Origin of the sequence: Salinisphaera sp. T31B1 (genome assembly GCF_040361275.1) — a bacterium.
GTDB lineage: Bacteria > Pseudomonadota > Gammaproteobacteria > Nevskiales > Salinisphaeraceae > Salinisphaera.
In genome coordinates this window covers 52,558-72,120 of sequence record NZ_APNH01000003.1, presented here as the reverse complement: position 1 = coordinate 72,120, position 19,563 = coordinate 52,558, and the positions used below count along the sequence as shown (strand labels likewise).

The following is a 19,563-nucleotide window of genomic DNA, read 5'->3' as shown; positions in this document are numbered from 1 at the left end:
GCTCATGAGTCGTGCCCGAAAGCCGCACGGCAAGCGCTCTCGCGCGCATCCATGCCCAGGGTGTTCAGGTAGTTCTTCGGGTCGAGAAAACCCTCCAGTGGCGCAACCGCCACCACCCAGTTGCCCGTGGACAGCAGCATCGGCTGGCCGAGCTGGCCGTTGAAATCGCGAAAGGCCATGCGAAAGCCCTTGAAGCCGTCGAGATCGATCTGATCGCTGAGAATGTATCGCCGCAGCGCGGCGTAATCGGTCGAGCCGGTACGCTGCACGCCGGCGACGATCGCCTTGACCGCCGCCCAGGCCGCCCAGTCGTAGCCGGTCATCGGCCGGTCGGCCTTGCGCTCGAGGCGGTTGTTGAGCTGGCGGGCACCGTGCTTGTTCCACGACCAGTGCCAGGCTTCGGCGACCAGTCCGGCAGCGCCGACGACCGGGCGAGGATGCTGGACTGCGAAATTGGCCGAGCGCGAGAACTCGCCCTGCGTGTCGGCGATATAGACCACGTCGTAATCCACACCCGAAGTGATCAACTTCGGATTGTTCTGTTCGCGTTCGCGCGGGTTGTTACCCAGAATGAAGTCGCGCGTGGCCACGATATCGAGCCCGAAGCGCTTGGCCGAGCGGGCAAACGAACGTGCGACCACCGCGTCGGCCGGTTCGGGGCCGCGCAGCACCAGCACGCGGCTCCACTGCCGCGAGACCAGATACTGGGCCAGCGCATCGTTACGCATGGCATCGCTGGGAATGGTGTGCAGCAGATCGGCCCGGCAATGCGCGCCTCGCAGGCGGTCGTCGCTGGCGGCGACGTTGAAAAACGTCAGATCCTGATCGTCGAACTCGTCGGCGATTCGCGCGACCGTTCCGGCCGGCAGGTCGAGCAACACGAAATGCGTGCCCTGGGTCTGCATCCGCTTGATTGCGGCGATCGCGGCGCTGGTGTTGGCCACCAGCTGATCGTCCAGCGAGAATTTCACCCCCGCGGCGATGCCGGGGAACTTCGACTCGTCGAGCGCGACCTCGGCGCCGGCCAATGGGCGCCCCCAGGGCTCGCCCTGGAAGCGCTGGTCGGTCCGTGCCTCCGAATAGCGCGGATCATCGTCCCAACCGATATAGCCGAACGCAAAAGGTCTGGGCCCGGCCGACTCCGGCGTCGCCTGGGCAGCCGCCGAGGGCGCAGCCGACCCGGCCTCGGGCAAACTGTCCTGCGCATGGACCGGGAGCGTCGCCATGCCCGCTATCAACAACCACCAGACCGGCCGACACAGGCGCGCGACGAGGTCGTTGCGTGCGCGCCGGCCGCTCATGAGCCGCCAGCCTCGGTGTCCACGACCACACTATGCGGGCGCCGGCCGGCCGGAATCGAGCGCAGCTGTTTCTTGTCCGCGATATCGACGATCGACAGATCATCGGACAAGCCGTTGGTCACGTACAGCTGCTTGCCATCGTTGGATTGCGCCACGCCCCACGCGCGCGCACCGACCAGGACATAGTCTTCGACCTCGTGGCTTGCGGTGTCGACGAACGCGACATGGTTGGCCCGGCCGAGCGTCACAAACGCCTGCTTGCCATCCTTGGACAGCGCGATGCCTACGGGTGTGACGTCCTCGGCGCGGAAACCCTTTGGCTCGAACTTGATCGTGTCGACAACCTTATTGGTATCGGTGTCGATGATGCTCACCGAGCCCGACAGCTCGTTGGTCACCCACAGATGCTTGCCGTCCTCGGTCAGAGCAAAACGGCGCGGCCGGTTGCCGACCACGATGTTGGCCACGATCTCGTGGGAGGCCAGATCGACCCGATGGACCATGTTGGCCACTTCCGAGGTGACATAGGCGGTCTTGCCATCCGGGGTCGCGAGCACGCCCTCCGGCTCCTGACCGACATCGATACGCGCGATCACCTTTTTCGAGCCCAGATCGTAGATGGTGAACTGGGCGTCGTCCTCGTTGGAGATATACAGACGCTCGCCCGAGGCACCGATGGCGAAGATCTCCGGGTCATCGATATCGGGTATGCGGCCGGTGACCTTCATCTGCGCAACGTCGATGATGTCGATGGCATCGCCGTCGCCGGCCGCGACATAGAGTTTCGTATGATCGGGCGAAAACGCCAGCCAGCGCGGCCTTTCCTCGGTCTTGATCCGGCCGACCGGCTCCATGGTCTTGCCGTCGAACACGGTCACGATATCGTCGTCCTCGCTGGAGACGAACACATGGCCCGTGCCGGCCGCCCAAAGGGCCGGACTGGTCAAAAGCCCGGCGGCCACCGCCAGGCCGGGCAGCAATGTACGGACTCGCATCAGACGGTCTCCTCTTTTTTTCGTGGTGCTTCGCCGGTCAGAGCCAGAAAGGCCTCGCCCAGCGATGTCGTATCGGTCTGTTCGCATAGCGCGCGCGGCGTATCCACCGCGATGCGCCGGCCCTTGTGAAGCACGATCACCCGGTGGGCGCGTTCGGCTTCATCGACCAGATGGGTCGCCCAGAGCACGCCCATGCCGCGTTCGCGACACAGTTGGTGAACATAATCCAGCAGCAGTTCGCGCGAGCCCGGATCGAGCCCTACCGTGGGCTCATCCATGAGCAGCAGCGACGGCTCGTGCAGCAGCGCCCGCGCAAGCTCGATCTTGCGCCGGTTGCCGCCGGACAGCGCACGCGCCGGATCCCGTGCCCGCTCGGCCTGACCGATACGCGCAAGCTCATCGTCGATACGCGTACGCGCGCTTCGGCCCATGCCGTGCAGTCGAGCATGAAAACGCAGGTTGGCGATGACCGAAAGGTCCAGGTCGAGCGTGGGCTGTTGGAAGACCACGCCCAGCTTGGCCAGGGCTGCGCGGGCATCGCGGCGCATGTCGTGGCCAGCCACCTCGATTTCGCCGGTATCGGGCACGAACAACCCGGTCAGCAGCTGAAACAGAGTGCTCTTGCCGGCGCCGTTGGGGCCCAGCAGTGCCACGAACTCGCCCCTGGGCACGGTCAACGACAGCTCGTCCAGTGCCTTCAGGCTGCCATAGGATTTGCTGACCCGGTCGACCGACAGCGCCACCGCCGGGGATTGCGCGTCGCTCATCGGTTGTCCTCGTTATAATCGCAGGCCGCCTCGTCGGGCCTGTCCTGAAGTATGCCTGACAGCAGGTCGGGATAACGTCCCAAAAGCGCCTGCTGGGCCTGTGCAACCTCGGCGCTTTCGAGGTTGCGATTGCGCGGTATGTCGACCCGATAGTCGAGCATGACACGCGCCGGCGTGTCGCCCATGAACAGAATGCGATCGGCCAGCGCCAGCGCTTCGCGCAAATCATGGGTGACGAACAGCACCAGCGGCCGGTGGCGCTCGCACAGTCCCAGCAGCGATTGGCGAAGGCGGTTGCCGGTGGGCATGTCCAGGGATACGAACGGCTCGTCCATGAGCAGCAGACGCGGTTCGACCGTGAACGCACGAGCCAGCGCAACCCGTCGCTGCATGCCCCCGGACAGATGATTCGGCCAGACGTCCAGCGCCTGGCCGAGACCCACTTCTTCGAGCAGTTCCACAGCTCGGGAGATAAAGCCCGGTTCGCCGGCACGGCGGCCGGACTCCACCAACCGGACATTGTCCAGCGCGCTGAGCCAGGGCATGAGCCTGGGCTCTTGAAACATCATGCCCAGCCGCGCCGGCGAACGACCCGGCGTGGACAGCGGCTCGCCGTTCCAGGTGATCTCGCCGTCGTAGTCGTCGTCCAGGCCGGCGACCAGGCTCAGCAACGTGCTCTTGCCGGCGCCCGATGGCCCCACCACGGCCACGAACTCGCCGGCCGCGGCCTGAAAATCGACCGGCCCGATCACCGGCGTCCGGCCGAAACGCTTCTCCCGGATGACGATATGCAACCCGTCGGTGACAGGCGACACGCCGTTAGGTGATTCAACGCTCATGATCGCCACCGCGTGAGTCGTTCTTCCAGCGGCCGCATCAGCAGCGCTTCGATGAGCAGCACGACCCCGGCAAAGGCCAGCGTGTAGGCCAGAATGCTGGTGATATCGAAGAATTGATAGAACAGATGCAGCTGGAAACCGACCCCATTGCTGCGCCCGAGCAGTTCTACCACGAGCACGATCTTCCAGATCAGCGATAGGCCGCTGCGCGCGGCCGCCATCAGATACGGATACAGCTGGGGCAGAAACACCCGCCGCAGCGTCACCCTCCGCGGCACGCGATAGGCCTGGGCCACCGCCAGCAGTTTCGGATCGACCGCGCGGGCGCCTTCGCGCACCATGACTACAACCACCGGAATCTTGTTGATTGCGACCGCGACCACCGCCGCCACATCGTTCAGACCGAACCACAGATAACAGAGGATGATCGTCACCAGCGCGGGAATGTTCAGACCGAGCACCAGCGCGCCGTCGAACATCAGATCGAGCTGACGATAGCGCCCCATGACCACGCCGATCGCCGTACCGATGGCCATGGCCAGCACGAAGGCGACGGCCACGCGGGCCAGCGTGATCGACAGATGATAGGGCAGATCCCCGGAAAGGGTGTGTGATACCAGACTCAACAGCACTGCCCACGGCGTCGGGAGCACATCGCTGGCGGCGATCCATGCCACGATCTGCCAGAGCACGACCAGCCCGACCAGGGAGCCGGCTCTTACCAGCCAGCGACGATTCATGGCAGGCGAAAGCCATCCCAGAACACATCCGGCGACAGCGAGTCAGCCTGACCGGTGACCTCGCGTCCACTCTGCTGAGCGAGGATATCGAACAGCTGACCGGCGGCCGCTATCTCGGCGGCGCCGTAATGATGCAGCACACCCGCCCGGTAGCCGTCGCGAATGGCGGCGAACACCGCATCACTTTCCGGCTTGATCTTGTCGCGCAACGGCGCCCAGGCCTCGTCCGAATCGACCAGCACCTGTTTGGCTTCCATGCTGGCCGCGAAAAATCCCTGCAGCGCGTCGCGATGGTCGGCTGCCCAGGATTCGGAAAACACCCAGCCCAGCAGTGGCGGCACCGTGTCCACCCCAAGCCCGGCGAGCATCTGCTTGACGGTGAGCAGCGGCTTCATACCGAGCGCGGACAGCCGCGCGTTGTAATGCCAGAAATTGATGGCGGCCGGCAGCTCGCCGTCGAGCAGCAGACGGTTGATCATCGGCGGCGCGGCATACGTCGGCTCGACGGCTTCGGCCAGATCCTCGTTCGCAGTCTTGCGCGCGTACGCCTGGAGCAGCAGCCAGGTCTTGTCGACCGGGCCGCCGGCCACGCCCAGCTTGCGACCGTTCAGATCGGCGAGCGTCTGCACGCCCGAGCCCGGATTGACCATCACCGCGCCCACTGCAAGCGAATACGGCACGAACTGATAATCGCGATTCTGGGTTCGCTGGTGGGCCACCCACAGCCAGTCCGAGACGATCAGATCGACCCGGTCACCCTGCAGTGCCACGGCCAGCGCGTTCTCGGAGGCCAGCGGCACGATTTCCAGCTCGATGCCGTGCTTGGCAGCCAGCTGACGGCGCTGGATGACGTCCATTTCCCAGTTGACCGTGCCGTATTCGAGCACGCCCACCCGCAGCCGCGTGCCGGACGTTTCGTCGTCGCCCGAACACGCACTCAGCAGCAGCACACAGGCCAGCGCCAGCGCATACAGCAGCCGGATACCGGATCGGCTCGGTCGGGTCATGCTCTCTCCTGCCCGGAACGCGCTTGTCGCGGCGAACGTCCAGGTCGCGTCGGGCCGGCGATCCAGCGCGCGGCCATTTGTAATTATCCTGCGCGGTGACTCGGCGCACACGGGATGATCTCCCGAACGGGCCAGTCCATTGTCTCGGACACCGCGCAAGTGAATAAATTGCACGCCAATCGTGGTCTTGCGCAAGTCCGGCGGATCGCGGACATGCCCTGTCGCACCCTCGCTGCATTGCAGCACCCGGCAACTGCGCCGCAGGCGCGCTGTGCCGGGGTTGAACCGACGCTTGCCGCGCGCCGGTAGCCGGGGTAGCTTGACGGATGATGAACCGTTGCCTACTACAGTTTGTTGCACTAGGAATTGCGGCGACCCCGTGGGCGGCAATGAGCGCGGACGCGCCGATCGCCCAGACCGCCGCGGCCTGTACAGCCTGTCACGGAACCGACGGCCGCAGCACAGGCGCCATCCCCTCGCTGGCGGGCATGGATACCCACGTGTTCATCCAGCGCATGCAGGCATTCAAGCAAGGCCGGGGCACGATCATGAATCGTATCGCCCCCGGCTACGACGATGCCCGTACGGCCGCTCTGGCCGCCTATTTCGCGCAGCAGACAGGCCGCGAGACAAGCCATGACGAAGCCCGTGATACGCCGGGTCGATGAACGTCGACGCGCGCTGCTGCGTGGCCTGACCGGCGCTACGGCGCTGGCCGCGACCGGCGTGGCACCGATCGTACGGAGTGCACCGCGGCCGCAGGTCGTCATCGCCGGCGGCGGTTTCGCCGGGGCCAGCTGCGCGCTGGCATTGCGACGTTTGGCGCCCTCGATCGACATCACGCTCATCGATCGCCAGCAGCGTTTTGTCACCGGGCCGTTCTGCAACACCGTGGTGTGCGGCCTCAACCCGGTCGAGCGCATCACCCAGACCCACGCCGCGCTGACGGCGGCCGGCGTACAAGTCGTGCATGCCGAGATCGACGGCGTGGATACGACACGGCGGGAAGCTCGCCTGGCCGACGGTCGGCGTATCGGCGGCGACCGGCTGGTGATCGCGCCGGGGATCGGCTTCGACTGGCAGGTGATCGAGGGCTATGGCCCCGAGGCGGTCGACCGTGTACCACATGCCTGGCCCGGCGGCGCATACCAGATCGGTCTGCTGCACGATCAGCTGCGCCGCATGCCGGACGACGGCCAGGTGGTCATCACCGTGCCCGACAATCCGTATCGCTGTCCGCCGGGGCCCTACGAGCGAGCCAGCCTGATCGCCTGGTTTGCCTCCCGGCACAAGCCGAACGCACGCGTCCTGCTGCTCGATGCAAAGGATCATTTCTCCAAGGAGCCGCTGTTCCGGATCGGCTGGGATGCGCGCTATCCGGACCGCGTCGAATGGCGCGGCCGACGCGACGGCGCCCGTGTCGTGGCCGTGGACGTCGACGCACGCCGGGTGACGACCGCCGGCGGAGACGAAGTGGCCGCCGACGTACTCAATATCATTCCGCCGCAGCGCGCCGGCCGATTGGCCGCCGATGCCGGACTGACCGATACAGCCGGCTGGGTGCCGGTAGCGGCACACGACTTTTCGGTGCCCGGCCACGACGGAATTCATGTGATCGGCGACGCGACCCATGCCGAACCCATGCCCAAGTCCGCCTATGCGGCAAACATGCAGGCCAAGATCTGTGCGTTCGCACTGGCGGCCGAACTGGCCGGCGAGACGCCCGCCGATACACAGATGATCAACGCCTGCTACAGCCTGGTCGCGCCCGACTACGGCATCAGCGTGACCGAGGTCTATGCCTTGAACGGCGATAGCATCGCAGCGATCCAGCAGGCCGGGGGCATTTCGGCTCTGGCGGCCGATGCCGCAACCCGGCAGGCCGAATCCGAATACGCGCGGTCCTGGTATCAGAACATGGTGCACGACAGCTTCGGCTGAACACGCGGACGCTCGGTGGCGGATCCGACTGCCGCCGGGCACGTAAGACAACAACAGCGAACCGGCCCGCCCAGAAGGCCGGCGCGATACACGAACAGGTACGCCGGCGACGGCCTACCGGAGGAGCAAGTCATGGCGGTCTCGCTGACCCGCTTCAAGGCGCGTGCGCCGGGCACGGCGTCCTATCATGTATTCCAGCAGTGGCTGATTATCACCGGCGTGCTGTTGTTCGGGCTATGGGTTGCCCAGCAGTACCATGTGGTCAGCGCACTGATCGCCGGTGACAGTACGCGCGTGAGCCTGCTGATCGCGCTCATTTTCGTGGTCACCTGGGCCTACTGCGGCATACGCAGCGCCTGGTTGTCACGCGAGGCCGCGCGGTTCGATGCGATCGTCATCGCCACTCGAGGCGGCGATAGCCTGCGCCTGGACGGCGACGACCGTGTGCGAATCGGCGATCATGCACAGCCCGACAGCGCGGCCGGGGCCTATCTCGCGTCGCTGCTGCACGTACATGCCCATCGCGGCGGCGAACCGCCGGATACGCTGGTCGACGTGCTCGGCGAGCGCCTAGCCGGCAGTCATGAAATGGGCTGGTTCATCTGTGGCCTGTTGATCAAGCTCGGTCTTCTGGGCACGGTGATCGGCTTCATCGTGATGCTCGCCACCGTCGACAGTACGCAGTCTTTCGACGTGGCCGCCATCCAGCAGCTGCTGGTCGGCATGAGCCAGGGCATGCGTGTTGCGCTCTACACCACCCTTGTCGGTCTGGCCACGAGCATGGTGTTGAGCCTGCACTATCTGCTGCTCGACCGGGCTGCCGACCGGCTGCAGACACGCATCGTGATCTTCGCCCAGCAACACCCGTTCGGCACGCGCGGCCACTGACCGGCCATGGCTTTTCGCCGCACGCGCCGCCACAGCGACACGGATCCGTTCACGGATCTGCTGTTCAACGCCCTGCTCGGCTTCACGTTCATGTTTCTGATCGCGGTGTTCTTTCTCAACCCGCCGACCAAGCAGGGCGATATTCCGGCCAAGGCCGAATATATCGTCACCGCCACCTGGGAGCCCGGTCGGCCGGACGATATCGATCTGTGGGTGAAAGGTCCGAGCGGCGACAAGGTCTGGTACCTGCATCCGGAAGCCGGCCTGATGAACCTCGATCGCGACGATCGCGGCCTGATCAACGACGAGATGATCGTCGATGGAAACCGCATTACCAACGAGCTGAACCAGGAGGTGGTGACCGTACGCGGCCGCGCGCCGGGCGAATACATCGTCAACCTGCAGTACTACGCCTCCGAGACCGGACAGCCGGTGGAGGTCGATGTCGCGGTCACCCGAGTCAACCCGCGACTGGAAGTCGTCTACAAGGGCACGACCACGCTCGACTATCCCAATCAGGAAAAGACCGCGGTGCGATTCACCGTCAACGGCGATGGCTCGGTCTCCAACGTGAACACACTTCAGACGTCCATCGTCGAATGACGATCGCAATGCCACCGAGACAACAATGAACGAGGATCGGCAATGAATCAGACCCTGTGGCTGCTGGGCGGCGCCTATGTCGCACTCGGCGTGCTCGTGCTCGCGCTCAATATCCGCAGCGGTTGGCCGCTGTGGATCCGCCTGGCGTGTATCGTGCTGGTCAGCGCGCTGTATTTCGTCACCTGGCAGTCTCTGCAGGATCTGCGCGGCTGGCCAACCCGCGGCGCCCTGCCGCCGCATTTTCTGCTCAACGCCTCCTCCGTGCTCGAGCCCGACGAGAATCTGGGGCGGCCCGGCCAGATCTATCTGTGGGTGACGCCCATCGTCGACGACGAGCCCCTGGGTATTCCGCGGGCCTTTGCGCTGCCCTACAACCGCGATCTGCATACCCGGGTCGAGCGCGCCCGGGACGCGATGCGCAACGGCCAGCTGCAGATGGGCGATGTCACCTCCACCGACGGCACGCTGCGCACGAGCAATCCGTCGGCGTTCGCGCCCGACCATCAGCAGATCAACCTGCACGACGTGCCCGAACCCAGCCTTCCGGAGAAATGAGCATGACCGGCCTACGCACTCTGGCACTGGCAGTGACGGCGGCGGCCGGGTTGACGGCCTGCGGCGCCGATGTGGACCCCAAAGCACTTTACCCGCTCGCGCCCGGCCTGGAATGGACCTACCGCGTGGAACTCAAGCCCATGGGCGAGCCCATGCAGACCAGCACCCGGGTGATGAGCAATGTCAGCGTCGGCGACTTCGCCGGCGAACCGGACATCGTCATTCGTCGCAACGACAGCGGCGAACGGTTCTATGTCACCCGCCGCGACGATGGCTATTATCGGGTCGCGCGGAAATCGGTGACCACGCACTACCCCATCATGGACCAGCCGCCGGTCAAGATCCTCGCCCTGCCCGCCGTGGGCGGCGCCACCTGGACCGAACCCGCGCATACCTTCATGCTTGGCCGGGCTCGCACGTTCATCACGGAGCATGCGCCCGGCAACACGATCACCCTGGATTATCGGGTGGACGCCACCGACGTCGACGTCGATGTGCCGGCCGGGCATTTCACCGGCTGTATCGCCGTGGTCGGCCAGACGTCGTTCCATCTTGGCGCGGGCGTAGGGTTTCTGCCTTCGGACGTGCCCATCGTCCAGCGCGAATGGTACTGCCCGGGCACCGGTCTCGTACGGCTCGAGCGCGACGAAAAAGTTACCAACTCGGCTCGGGTCATCACCGGTGGTCATCTGAGCATGAAACTACTGCACGGGCCGAGGTGATGGCGCGTGGGCCCGGCCATGCGGCCGTCCCACCGCAGCACAACCGGCTCCGCACCCGAGCGCTGGGTCGCCGACGCGATTTGAAACCGCCGCCTGCGGGGCCGGTGGCGTGATGCTGATTCAGCTACCGGCCGCGGCGCCGCCCTCGGCACGCGGCGCCGACAGCGACCGTTGCTCGATCGCTGGATAGAGATGCGATACCGAGCGCTGGTATTCACTGGGCTCGACCGCCAGTCGGGCCCATCGCGGCGGCAGCCGATCGTATAGCACTTCGGCCTCGCTACGGCCGACCGCGGCAGCGGCTTCGAAATGCGAAACCAGCCAATTCAGGTAGGCCGCGGTCTGCAACAGCGGCGCGCCATCTTCGGTGACCGGCCCATGGCCGGGCACGAGATACCTGAAGTCGAGCTGCTCGGCCGCAGCCAAGCTCTGCTCCCAGCGTGCGATATCGGCATTCGGCGTCGTCGCGGCGCGCTGGTAGAAGGCGATATCGCCCGCGAACAACACGCCGGTCGTGCGATCCAGGACCATCAGATCCGCACCGGTATGGCCACGCATGCCGATCAACGACAATCGATGCCGGCCGAACACCACCGTATCGCCATCGGCCACGACCTGATCCGGCGCGCGCGCGGTCGTGCCCCGCATCGCCGGCCCGACGAGGTTGTACAGATTACTGGCCAGATCCGGGCCGATACGCTTGATCTGATCGATGGTGCCGGCCAGCGTGGCGATCGGCACGTCCTCGAAGGCGTTGTTGCCGAGAAAGTGATCCGGATGCGCGTGGGTGATATAGACCTGTGCGATCGGCCGATCGGTAACTCTGGCGATCGCAGCGCGCATCGCCCGGCCGTAGAGGCGCGACGGCCCGGTATCGATGACAATCACACCCGCATCGGTGACGATGAAGCCCGTATTGGCGATTGCGCCGTGATTGTCGAAGCTGAAATTCTCCTGCGCACCGTAGAACACGTAGGTGTCCGCGGCGATCTGCTGCGGGTGCAGATCGTAGTAGTCGGCGGCGAATGCGGCGGCGCTATGGCACAAGACCATGCCCAGTCCGACCAGGACACGCCATCGCAGACGTTTCGCGAGCGCGATCATGAGGACGGTTCGGCCACGCGGGCCTGGAAGCGGTTGCCGTTGTTGTCACGGCCGACGAGCGTGACCGGCCCCGCGGCGTCCAGATCGAGCGTGAACACCGGGTTTTCGGATACCGGCTCGTAGGGCTTGAGCCGAGCCAGGGGCTGACCGTCCGCACCCAGGAGTTCGATCTGCGAAATGAAGAATTCCGGGATACCTGCGGCCAGACCGGTATCCATCGGGTGAACGATCCGGAACTTCAGCCGCCGGCTACCGTCACGGACCGGCCACAGGCGAGCAGTGGTCTCGCCCAGCCGTGTTTCCCAGATCGGATTGGCACTGGCCACACTGGGTGCGGTACAGCCCCCGCCCTGGGCATCGATCCAGACACCACCGACATGCCAGATACCATCGCGGGTACGCATGGCCGCACGGATCGGGGTGGCCTGCTGGATCTTGAACGAAAACCCGATCGACGGATCCGCCTGGAGCGGATAGTAGTCCAGGACGCGGGTAATCGGACTCATGTCGGCAAAAACCAGCACGTGTTCGACCCCCTCGAGACCCGGCGCGCTGATCTGGACCGGCGTATGCAGCGAGTCCTCGGCATAGGCCGGTGCCGCGACGCGCACGCGCTCGTCGAACACCACGGGCTGGTCCTTGAAGAACTTGCGGGCCATATAGACCCATTGCGACGAATCCAGCGGATCGGCAGGCACATCGGCGGCGACCGCGATCGTCGGCGCACACAGCGTCAGCACGATCCAGATGACGAAAGCCCGCTTCATGGCAACTCCTTCGGTAGCGGCGCGATCCGAAGCCTCGGGTACGGCGTGTCCGAAGCCGCGATATCGATCAGATCCACTGGCTTGAGCGGTCGGTCGTTCCCGGCCGGCGGTCGTGAGGCAAGAATATTCATGTCAGCCGCCATCGCCTGACCTACGATGGTATCGCCCTCCCACGACAGACGGTAGTAGCGGCCATTCCAGAAGTCCACGCCGTACTCGCCCGCCTGTTTGACTAGAAACAGCAGGTCGTAGCTCAGGTCGGCGAGGTCATCCGCGGACACCCGATGCCCCTTGGCATACGGATACGGCAGGTGGCATTGCAGTCTGGGCGCCGCGTTCAAGCACTCGAACGGCCGCATGGATAGAAAATGCGGCGTGAACGGAGCACTGCGATAGATCAGTCGATACGCGCCGCTATCTTCCAGACGCAGGTCGGCCACGGCCACTTCAGGGCCCTGGGCCGGTATCAACGAGACCACCAGGGAACGAGCCGCCAGGGCCGGTATGGCCAGTGCGGCCAGCAGTGCCCCCAGGGCAATCGTCCACCCATACCGAGACACGACCGGCTACGCGCCCGTGGTGGCCGACGACTCGGCGGTCGGCGCGCGATAGGGCACGCCATATTGCTTGAAGATCGCCTCGATCTTGCCCTGGTCGCGCAGTGTCTGCATGGCCTGGCGGATCGCCCCCGCCAGCTCCGGATTGCCGGCCTTGATCGCCACGCCCACATCCCAGCTGGTCTGGTACATGCCCGACAGCGGCGTGGTGCGGATCTTGACGCGTTGTTCATCGAGCATCCGTGCCGCGCCGGAGAGCTCACCCACCGGCGCCATCACTGCGGCGACCTCGCCACTGTTGAGCGCCCGCATGGCATCGGGCACGGAGTCGAAATGCTCCACATCGTCACGCAGCCGGCCCTGATAGGCCGAGGTCAGAAAATAGTCGCCGAGCGAGTCCAGCTGTACGCCGACCTTCTTGCCGGCCAATGCCAGCGGACTGTCGACGTCTTCGCCCAGGCGCTCTGCGTCGTAGGCAAAGCCCATGGTCTCGTCGTAGTACGGCGCCAGAAAGGTCGCCTGATCGTTGTCGGCCTGGAACGCCGGGGCCATGCCGACATGCAGCATGGCATCGGCGGTTCCGCCGCCGAGATAATGGCCTTTCCACACCTGGTTACGGATATCGTCGCCCATGGTCTCGTCGGGAGTGAAGGCACGGACGTTGAGCTTGACGCCGAGCTGCTCGGCCAGCGCCTGACCGATATCGACATCGATGCCCGTGAAAGCACCGCTGTCCGGCTGGTATGACCATGGAGGGAAGGCTCGGTACACCGCGATCTCGATCGAGCCGTTGCGCTGGATCGCCTGAAGACGATCGGGCATGTCGTCGCCGGAGCGGGCCACGCGCACCGAACGCGCTGTGGCGGACGCCGTGGACGGACCGGCCTCGGAGGCCTTTGCGCTGTGATCGTCGGGCGCCTGGTCAGCAGACGAATCGTCGCCGTGCTTGTCGTCCCACTGCTTGTAGAGCGCGTCGAGATCCTTGTCCTTGTACTCGTAATGGCGCTGGTCGATATACGAACGGATGGCCCACATTGTCTTCTGGTCGAGGACACCCTCGAACGCAGGCATATAGGTCATGCCGTTGCGCTGCACGCCGTTGCGGATATGTCCCAGAAAGTACTCATCGTATTCGGGTCCGAGTTCGCGCAGATCCGGGGCGATCCCGCCCGAGATCATGTCGATACCGTGACAGCGGGCGCAATTGCCATCGTAGGCGGCTTTGCCGATCTCCATGGCTTTCTTGGAACCGCGGTACGGGTTGCTGTCCAGCCACTGTCCGTCGGGGATGTCCGGCAGCGCGCTGTGATCGACGTCGCCTTCCCCACCCCCGTGCTGAGCCAGCGCCGGCCCGGACAGCCAGAACAGACCGGCCACCATTGCCACGGCGGCGGCATTCAGAAACTGGGTCATGTCACTCCTCCTGTTCGTCCCGCTCGCGCGGGCTGCATGTCCGTTACGAGCCCGACGCGTTGGCCTGCTCGTACAGATCGTCGAGATTCTTGTCGTTGTATTCGTAGTAGCGCTTATCGATATACGAACGGATGGCCCACATCGCCTCCTGGCTGAGCACCCCCTCGAACCTGGGCATGTAGGTCATGCCATTGCGTTGCACGCCGTTGCGCACATGCTCGATGAAGTATTCGTCGTACTCGGGACCGAGCTCGCGCAGGTCCGGCGCGATGCCACCGGAGATGGCTTCCAGGCCGTGACAGCGGGCACAGTTTTCGTTGAAGGCCGAGGCACCGATCTCGATCGCATGCCGGTCGCCGCGATAGGGGTTGACGGTCAGCCATTGGCCCTCGGGGATCGGCTTGAGGCCATCGGTGGCCACCGGCTGCGGCGTGACGTTGCCGTGCGCGAAGACAAGGCCGGATCCGGCCAGGCTCAGCACACCGAACAATACGCGGGCAGATGCCCGAACATTATGGGTTGTATTCATTCACGGGCTTCGGTTGGTGTCAGTGAAAGCGGGCCGACCCGATGGCCGGCCCGCGTGGGTGCCGTCGAGCGGCCGTTACTTGCTCGCCAGGCCTTCCGGAATCCGGAAAACCCAGACGCTGCCGCCCTGGTTGAGCAGCTTGACGCGCTTGGCGACTTCACCGCCCCACAAAGGCACCGCACCCCCCCAACCGGAGGTCACGGCGACATACTGCACGCCGTCCTGCTCCCAGGTGATCGGCTGGCCGACCACGCCGGAGCCGGTCTGGAACTTCCACAGCTCTTCGCCGGTGTTGGCATCCAGCGCCTTCAGATAACCCTCGGGCGTACCGTAGAACACGAGGTTGCCGGCGGTGGTCATCGTGCCACTCCACAGCGGCGCGTTGTTCTTGGCTTCCCACTTGATCTTGCCGGTCATCGGGTCCATTGCACGGACCGCGCCGATATAGTCCTCGTAGAGCGGCTGAATATTGAAACCCGCTCCCAGATAGGCGGCACCGGCCTTGTAGGTAATGGGTTCGTTCCAGATATCCATGCCCCATTCGTTGGTCGGGATATAGAACAGCCCGGTGCCGGGGTTGTAGGACATCGGCATCCAGTTCTTGGCCCCCAGGAACGACGGCGCGACGAACACGGATTCGCCCTTCTTGCCCTCTGATTTCGACGGATCGCCCGGGCGGTTGCCCGTTTCGACCGGCCGGCCGGTCTTCAGGTCGATCTTGTCGGCCCAGTTGACCTTGCTGACGAACTTCTCGGCGCTCTTGAGTTTGCCGTTGGTTCGATCGAGCACGTAGAAGAAGCCGTTGCGGTCGGCCGAGGCACAGAATTTCTTGCCCTCGGCGTCGAACGGCACGCACATGTTGGTACCGTCATAGTCCCAGGCATCATGCGGTGTTTTCTGATAGTGCCAGGCGATCTTGCCGGTATCGGGATGGATCGCGACGATCGACGACGAGAACAGGTTGTCGCCTGGACGCATGTGCGCGTTCCAGGGCGACGGGTTGCCCGCGCCGATATAGATCAGGTTCGTCTCCGGATCGTAGGTGCCGCCAAGCCAGGTCGCCGCGCCGCCGTGCTTGTACATGTCGCCAGGCCAACTGGCGTTGCGGGTGCCGCTGATGCCGTTCTCGGTCTTCTTGCCGTCTTTCCAGAGATAGCCCATGTTGCCTTCGACGGTGGGACGACTCCAGACCATCTTGCCGGTCTTGGCGTCACGCGCCTCGACACGCCCCATCACGCCGAACTCGCCACCGGAGACGCCGGTGACCACCATGTCGTCGACGATCAACGGCGCCGCCGTATAGGAGTACCCGTCCTTGTAATCGGCGATCTCTTCGCTCCAGACAACGTCGCCGGTTTCCTGATCGAGCGCGACCAGTTTGGCGTCGAGCGTGCCGAATATGAACAGGTTGTCGTACAGCGCGCCGCCGCGGTTGACCACGTCACAGCACGGCATGATGCCCTCGGGCAGTCGCTGCTCGTACTGCCAGATTTCCTCGCCGGTCTTGACGTCGATCGCCCAGGCCCGCGAATACGAGCCGGTCACGAACATCTTGCCGTCATAGACCAACGGCTGGCTTTCCTGACCGCGTTGCTTCTCGCCGCCGAACGAGAACGACCAGGCCGGATACAGATTCTTGACGTTGTCGGTATTGAGTTGCTTGAGCGGCGAAAACCGCTGCATCTGTGTGCCCATGCCGACGGTGAGCACGTTGTCGGTGGATTGCTGGTCCGAGTTGATCTGGTCCCAGCTCACGCCGGCGGCCGATGCCGTGCCGGCTCCGGCCAGAGCAAGCACGCCGAGCCCCAACAGACCCCGACGCCATCCGCGTACGGAATTGGTCTTCATTGTCTCCTCCTGATTCTTGAAAGGCCTTCGCCCCCAGCCTCTTCTGTGGGCTGAGAGCACCATCGCAAGATCGATGCCAGCGATTGAAGGGCCGATCACGGCGCATTGCGCTCCGATCAGGAAAAGGTCAAGCCCTTGATATTATTATTGTTCATAGAAGCGGAAGCATATTCCGCATCGTCGCGCGGCCCGCGAAACGAACTTCCGCGTTTCGCGGGCCGGGGCAGGACGGGAAAATGTCCCAGTCGCAGGACACATTGTCCCAAACGCTTCATTGAATGGTCATGGCAACTGTTCGAGAAGTGCATCCTTCTTGCTTTGATAGTCCTCGGCGCTGATCAGATTCTTGTCCCGCAGGCGCTTGAGCTGCGTCAGACGCTCCTCGATCCGGCTCCAATCGTCACCGCCGGCCGCCGACGACGATGTCCCCAATCGCGGCGGCGGAGTGACAGCCGGCGGTGCCGCGGCGGGGCGGCTCGGCCCATCGGCCGCGGGGCTCGGGCTTGCGCTTGCGCCGGACACCGCGCCCTGGGGCTCGGCCGGCGGAGGCACAGCACGTCGGCTCGAAGCGGCCGGTCCGTACTGCAGCGGTTGTGCCGCGCCGCTGGAACTGGACTCGATCGCGGTTGGCGCCGCGGCCGCGGCCGCTTCGATAGCGGCTGGCGTGGCCGGCAGCTCGATCCAGTCCGCACGATCACCATGCCGATGCCAGCTGGCGGAGGCCACCAGTCGGCTGGTATCGACTCCGTCGGTTCCCAGCCGACTGCCGTTCTTCAACGGCGAAATATTCAGATCGCGAAATTCGCTGAACTCGGCGTCGAACTCTCCGAAGATCAGGTTGAGCGTTTCATCCCGATAGAAGGCCCGCCCCGATGTGACTTTTCGCGACGCAGTGAACACCGATCCGCCGGAACGCCGAAACACCGCGAAAGCCACATCCTGCCGGGACCCGGCCCGCACGAAACCCTTCGACATGTCGGAAGCCAGCTGCGCCAATCGCGACGGTGAGGCCAGCGTGACCTCGTTGCCCTGCTCGTCGACCACGCGCAGGGACTTCAGCAGGGCTTCAAGCTGGGCGGGCTGGAACGCTGCTGGATGCTCGTTCGGCGCTGCGGCCGTATCGATCTGTGGTACGAGCTGCACGCTCATCTCCGACGTGCGCGCGATATTCACATAGGCCGGCGGGTCGCCGGCACCGCCGGGCGCGTGCCCCATCGCGCTGCAACCTGTCAAAAGCCCTGCGATGGTCAACCCCAACAGCACGTTCTTATTTTTCATGGCTCCTCCTCATTGAGCACCCGAATCTTCCAGCGTAATCAATGTCTAGCGTATGCCGGCCGATCACTTACCGCTAGCACTCGGCAAAAAAAAACCGGACAGCGATGCTGTCCGGCCGTCGCAGGGGATAGTGCGACTAGAAGGTGAAGAACGCGCCGACGTTCACGTTGTCGGAATCGATATTGTTGTTGGCATGGTCCTCGGAGATCGCATGCGAGTACTCGGTGGTCAGCGTGAGGTTGGGCGTCAGGCTGTAGTAATAGCCGGCCGTGACCTTGCGATTGACCTTGAACAGGCAGTTGCCGCCGGTCACGCAGACCGGATCGCCATTGTCGGCTACCGCGTTCGGGTAGAAGTCCTGATCGAAACCGGTGTCGTCCAGACGCGATTCACCGTAGTTCACGCCGAACTTGTTCTTGCCGGCCGTATAGGTCACCTGTGCCAGTCCACCGTAGGAGTCGCGCGAGTTGCCGGCCCCATCGAAACTGTCGAACAGATAGGCCACCGAACCGATGCCTTTGGTGTAATAGCCCGACAGCAGGATATCGATCGCCCCGAAGCTCTGCTTCCAGTTCAGGTCCGCGCCATACACGCGGTTCTTGTCGGTGCTGCCGTCACGGGTATCGGTGATCCCGTCGACTTCCAGCGTCACGCCGTTGAGTGACACGAAGCCGCCGTCCCAAGCATACTTGAACTGGGTCTGGAAACCGGGTGCGGTCTCGCCGATGCCGATCGTGCTGCCGGCGGTCAGCGAATCGATCGTCTGGATGATACCGATCGTCCAGGTAAAGCCGTCCATGTCCGGCGTCGTGTAGTTGATCTGGCTGAGCGTGTCGGTATAGATATAGCCAAAGCCGATCGAGCCCAGCGTCGTGTTGCCCGGCGAGGCCACCGCCACCGAGCTCACGCCCACGGCTGGGATGGTCATGTCGTTGATGATCGCGTCGAAGCCGAACAGGCCGAAATCGCGACCGGCCTTGACGGTACCGAACTCGGCGTTGCCGAATTTGAGGAAGACCTGGCGGATGTCGAGACCGGTGGTCCCCAGGCCCACGTTATTGCCCGGACCGACGTTCGGCGACAGGTTGTCGTTGGTGACGATGCCGGGATACAGACCGAAGGTGCCTGAGATATCCCAGCCGTTCTGCTGGGTCGCGGCGGTGAAGACCAGCTGGCCGGGCAGCAGGCCGGTGCGAATGCCGGAAATATCGTTCTCGCCGACGGGGCCCGCCACGTTACAGGCACCGACCACATTACCGGCGACCGTGCCGCCGAAGTTGGTGGGCGTCGACTGGTTGTCGCAGGCGGTATAGACATAGTTGGCGTTGATCTCGCCGGTCGCCGTGAACGTCCAGTCGCCGGCCTGGATATCAATGGCCTGCGCCGCCGGTACCGTGCCCAGCAGCGCCAGCGAACCCACCGCCGAAAGCGCTAGTTTCCTCACACGCATGTTGATCTCCCCTTGCTCGTAATCGTTATTTTTCGGCGTCCGACCGTGGCGTCGAGCCCGGACTTCTGTTGACTGGCTCTAAGGCCATTGCAAGCGGTGGTCGCCGCATCTGCCCAGCGCGTCCCTACGCGCGGGTTACATCAATCACAGCAAAGCGTATGCCAACCGCTCGCACTGTCGATGCACCGGGCGATTTCCGGGAAAAACAGACGAATCAAGCGCCTGAGCGTTTCCGATCGGGTTCACAAATGTCCCGGAT

At 64.4% G+C, this 19,563-nt stretch carries 20 protein-coding genes; 6 read left to right on the top strand and 14 right to left on the bottom strand.

Annotated elements, in window-relative coordinates; translation table 11 throughout:
• Nucleotides 1–2: 2 nt before the first annotated feature.
• Genes T31B1_RS11800 through T31B1_RS11775 form a run of 6 tightly spaced genes read right to left on the bottom strand, consistent with a single transcriptional unit; the run spans nucleotide 3 to nucleotide 5,649 of the window.
• Nucleotides 3–1,301 (bottom strand): lanthanide ABC transporter ABC transporter substrate-binding protein PedA1, encoded by a 1,299-nt coding sequence (locus tag T31B1_RS11800; protein ID WP_353249706.1) that lies wholly within the window; start codon nucleotides 1,299–1,301, stop codon nucleotides 3–5.
• Nucleotides 1,298–2,296, bottom strand: a complete 999-nt coding sequence (locus T31B1_RS11795) for a PQQ-dependent catabolism-associated beta-propeller protein (protein ID WP_353249705.1) — start codon at nucleotides 2,294–2,296, stop codon at nucleotides 1,298–1,300. The genes T31B1_RS11800 and T31B1_RS11795 overlap by 4 nt, the downstream gene beginning before the upstream one ends.
• The gene (locus T31B1_RS11790; RefSeq protein ID WP_353249704.1) at nucleotides 2,296–3,063 is read right to left on the bottom strand and encodes a lanthanide ABC transporter ATP-binding protein PedB/LutE; all 768 of its coding nucleotides are present in this window, start codon (nucleotides 3,061–3,063) and stop codon (nucleotides 2,296–2,298) included. Before T31B1_RS11790 ends, T31B1_RS11795 begins: the two co-directional genes overlap by 1 nt.
• The gene (locus tag T31B1_RS11785; protein ID WP_353249703.1) at nucleotides 3,060–3,902 is read right to left on the bottom strand and encodes an ABC transporter ATP-binding protein; all 843 of its coding nucleotides are present in this window, start codon (nucleotides 3,900–3,902) and stop codon (nucleotides 3,060–3,062) included. The genes T31B1_RS11790 and T31B1_RS11785 overlap by 4 nt, the downstream gene beginning before the upstream one ends.
• A complete protein-coding gene (locus T31B1_RS11780) occupies nucleotides 3,899–4,642 on the bottom strand; it encodes an ABC transporter permease (protein WP_353249702.1) in 744 nt (247 codons plus the stop codon). Before T31B1_RS11780 ends, T31B1_RS11785 begins: the two co-directional genes overlap by 4 nt.
• A complete protein-coding gene (locus T31B1_RS11775; RefSeq protein WP_353249701.1) occupies nucleotides 4,639–5,649 on the bottom strand; it encodes an ABC transporter substrate-binding protein in 1,011 nt (336 codons plus the stop codon). The genes T31B1_RS11780 and T31B1_RS11775 overlap by 4 nt, the downstream gene beginning before the upstream one ends.
• 389 nt (nucleotides 5,650–6,038) lie before the next feature.
• Here T31B1_RS11775 and T31B1_RS11770 point away from each other — a divergent pair, with 389 nt between their 5' ends.
• The 6 genes from T31B1_RS11770 to T31B1_RS11745 all read left to right on the top strand — a co-directional run bounded on the left by T31B1_RS11770 (nucleotide 6,039) and on the right by T31B1_RS11745 (nucleotide 10,358).
• Entirely contained in the window at nucleotides 6,039–6,317 is a 279-nt protein-coding gene (locus tag T31B1_RS11770; protein ID WP_353249700.1) for a c-type cytochrome, read from the top strand.
• Nucleotides 6,286–7,590 (top strand): FCSD flavin-binding domain-containing protein, encoded by a 1,305-nt coding sequence (locus T31B1_RS11765; RefSeq protein WP_353249699.1) that lies wholly within the window; start codon nucleotides 6,286–6,288, stop codon nucleotides 7,588–7,590. The genes T31B1_RS11770 and T31B1_RS11765 overlap by 32 nt, the downstream gene beginning before the upstream one ends.
• Before the next feature lie 132 nt (nucleotides 7,591–7,722).
• Entirely contained in the window at nucleotides 7,723–8,478 is a 756-nt protein-coding gene (locus T31B1_RS11760) for a MotA/TolQ/ExbB proton channel family protein (RefSeq protein ID WP_353249698.1), read from the top strand.
• A 6-nt stretch (nucleotides 8,479–8,484) separates the two neighbouring features.
• The gene (locus tag T31B1_RS11755) at nucleotides 8,485–9,081 is read left to right on the top strand and encodes a hypothetical protein (RefSeq protein ID WP_353249697.1); all 597 of its coding nucleotides are present in this window, start codon (nucleotides 8,485–8,487) and stop codon (nucleotides 9,079–9,081) included.
• Nucleotides 9,082–9,123: 42 nt separating this feature from the next.
• Nucleotides 9,124–9,636, top strand: a complete 513-nt coding sequence (locus T31B1_RS11750; protein WP_353249696.1) for a hypothetical protein — start codon at nucleotides 9,124–9,126, stop codon at nucleotides 9,634–9,636.
• Between the two features lie 2 nt (nucleotides 9,637–9,638).
• A complete protein-coding gene (locus tag T31B1_RS11745) occupies nucleotides 9,639–10,358 on the top strand; it encodes a hypothetical protein (RefSeq protein WP_353249695.1) in 720 nt (239 codons plus the stop codon).
• A 120-nt stretch (nucleotides 10,359–10,478) separates the two neighbouring features.
• Here T31B1_RS11745 and T31B1_RS11740 read toward each other — a convergent pair whose 3' ends face one another.
• From T31B1_RS11740 to T31B1_RS11705, 8 genes are all read right to left on the bottom strand, one after another.
• Nucleotides 10,479–11,462 (bottom strand): quinoprotein relay system zinc metallohydrolase 1, encoded by a 984-nt coding sequence (locus tag T31B1_RS11740; protein WP_353249694.1) that lies wholly within the window; start codon nucleotides 11,460–11,462, stop codon nucleotides 10,479–10,481.
• Complete coding sequence (locus tag T31B1_RS11735; RefSeq protein WP_353249693.1) at nucleotides 11,459–12,229, bottom strand: quinoprotein dehydrogenase-associated SoxYZ-like carrier; 771 nt, start codon at nucleotides 12,227–12,229, stop codon at nucleotides 11,459–11,461. The genes T31B1_RS11740 and T31B1_RS11735 overlap by 4 nt, the downstream gene beginning before the upstream one ends.
• On the bottom strand, nucleotides 12,226–12,789 hold the full coding sequence (locus T31B1_RS11730; protein WP_353249692.1) for a hypothetical protein: 564 nt from the start codon (nucleotides 12,787–12,789) through the stop codon (nucleotides 12,226–12,228). The genes T31B1_RS11735 and T31B1_RS11730 overlap by 4 nt, the downstream gene beginning before the upstream one ends.
• A 6-nt stretch (nucleotides 12,790–12,795) precedes the next feature.
• Nucleotides 12,796–14,199 carry a cytochrome c-550 PedF gene (gene pedF / locus T31B1_RS11725; protein ID WP_353249691.1) on the bottom strand — a complete coding sequence of 468 codons (1,404 nt, stop codon included), beginning with the start codon at nucleotides 14,197–14,199 and terminating at the stop codon, nucleotides 12,796–12,798.
• A 43-nt stretch (nucleotides 14,200–14,242) separates the two neighbouring features.
• Nucleotides 14,243–14,728: a cytochrome c-550 PedF gene (gene pedF / locus T31B1_RS11720; protein WP_353249690.1), complete on the bottom strand. Its 486-nt coding sequence runs from the start codon at nucleotides 14,726–14,728 to the stop codon at nucleotides 14,243–14,245.
• Between the two features lie 75 nt (nucleotides 14,729–14,803).
• Nucleotides 14,804–16,576 (bottom strand): PQQ-dependent methanol/ethanol family dehydrogenase, encoded by a 1,773-nt coding sequence (locus T31B1_RS11715; RefSeq protein ID WP_353249689.1) that lies wholly within the window; start codon nucleotides 16,574–16,576, stop codon nucleotides 14,804–14,806.
• Nucleotides 16,577–16,858: 282 nt separating this feature from the next.
• Nucleotides 16,859–17,854, bottom strand: coding sequence for a hypothetical protein (locus T31B1_RS11710; RefSeq protein WP_353249688.1), 996 nt, complete (start codon nucleotides 17,852–17,854; stop codon nucleotides 16,859–16,861).
• A gap of 136 nt (nucleotides 17,855–17,990) precedes the next feature.
• Entirely contained in the window at nucleotides 17,991–19,304 is a 1,314-nt protein-coding gene (locus T31B1_RS11705; RefSeq protein WP_353249687.1) for a porin, read from the bottom strand.
• Nucleotides 19,305–19,563 lie beyond the last annotated feature (259 nt).

Bases quoted from the DNA above. Each gene is read 5' to 3' on its own strand.
- T31B1_RS11795 (WP_353249705.1), bottom strand. From the start codon at position 2,296: ATGCGAGTCCGTACATTGCTGCCCGGCCTGGCGGTGGCCGCCGGGCTT.
- T31B1_RS11800 (WP_353249706.1), bottom strand. From the start codon at position 1,301: ATGAGCGGCCGGCGCGCACGCAACGACCTCGTCGCGCGCCTGTGTCGG.
- T31B1_RS11705 (WP_353249687.1), bottom strand. From the start codon at position 19,304: ATGCGTGTGAGGAAACTAGCGCTTTCGGCGGTGGGTTCGCTGGCGCTG.
- T31B1_RS11770 (WP_353249700.1), top strand. From the start codon at position 6,039: ATGAGCGCGGACGCGCCGATCGCCCAGACCGCCGCGGCCTGTACAGCC.
- T31B1_RS11775 (WP_353249701.1), bottom strand. From the start codon at position 5,649: ATGACCCGACCGAGCCGATCCGGTATCCGGCTGCTGTATGCGCTGGCG.
- pedF (WP_353249691.1), bottom strand. From the start codon at position 14,199: ATGACCCAGTTTCTGAATGCCGCCGCCGTGGCAATGGTGGCCGGTCTG.
- T31B1_RS11750 (WP_353249696.1), top strand. From the start codon at position 9,124: ATGAATCAGACCCTGTGGCTGCTGGGCGGCGCCTATGTCGCACTCGGC.
- T31B1_RS11790 (WP_353249704.1), bottom strand. From the start codon at position 3,063: ATGAGCGACGCGCAATCCCCGGCGGTGGCGCTGTCGGTCGACCGGGTC.
- T31B1_RS11755 (WP_353249697.1), top strand. From the start codon at position 8,485: ATGGCTTTTCGCCGCACGCGCCGCCACAGCGACACGGATCCGTTCACG.
- T31B1_RS11785 (WP_353249703.1), bottom strand. From the start codon at position 3,902: ATGAGCGTTGAATCACCTAACGGCGTGTCGCCTGTCACCGACGGGTTG.
- T31B1_RS11780 (WP_353249702.1), bottom strand. From the start codon at position 4,642: ATGAATCGTCGCTGGCTGGTAAGAGCCGGCTCCCTGGTCGGGCTGGTC.
- T31B1_RS11765 (WP_353249699.1), top strand. From the start codon at position 6,286: ATGACGAAGCCCGTGATACGCCGGGTCGATGAACGTCGACGCGCGCTG.
- T31B1_RS11760 (WP_353249698.1), top strand. From the start codon at position 7,723: ATGGCGGTCTCGCTGACCCGCTTCAAGGCGCGTGCGCCGGGCACGGCG.
- T31B1_RS11715 (WP_353249689.1), bottom strand. From the start codon at position 16,576: ATGAAGACCAATTCCGTACGCGGATGGCGTCGGGGTCTGTTGGGGCTC.
- T31B1_RS11735 (WP_353249693.1), bottom strand. From the start codon at position 12,229: ATGAAGCGGGCTTTCGTCATCTGGATCGTGCTGACGCTGTGTGCGCCG.
- pedF (WP_353249690.1), bottom strand. From the start codon at position 14,728: ATGAATACAACCCATAATGTTCGGGCATCTGCCCGCGTATTGTTCGGT.
- T31B1_RS11740 (WP_353249694.1), bottom strand. From the start codon at position 11,462: ATGATCGCGCTCGCGAAACGTCTGCGATGGCGTGTCCTGGTCGGACTG.
- T31B1_RS11745 (WP_353249695.1), top strand. From the start codon at position 9,639: ATGACCGGCCTACGCACTCTGGCACTGGCAGTGACGGCGGCGGCCGGG.
- T31B1_RS11710 (WP_353249688.1), bottom strand. From the start codon at position 17,854: ATGAAAAATAAGAACGTGCTGTTGGGGTTGACCATCGCAGGGCTTTTG.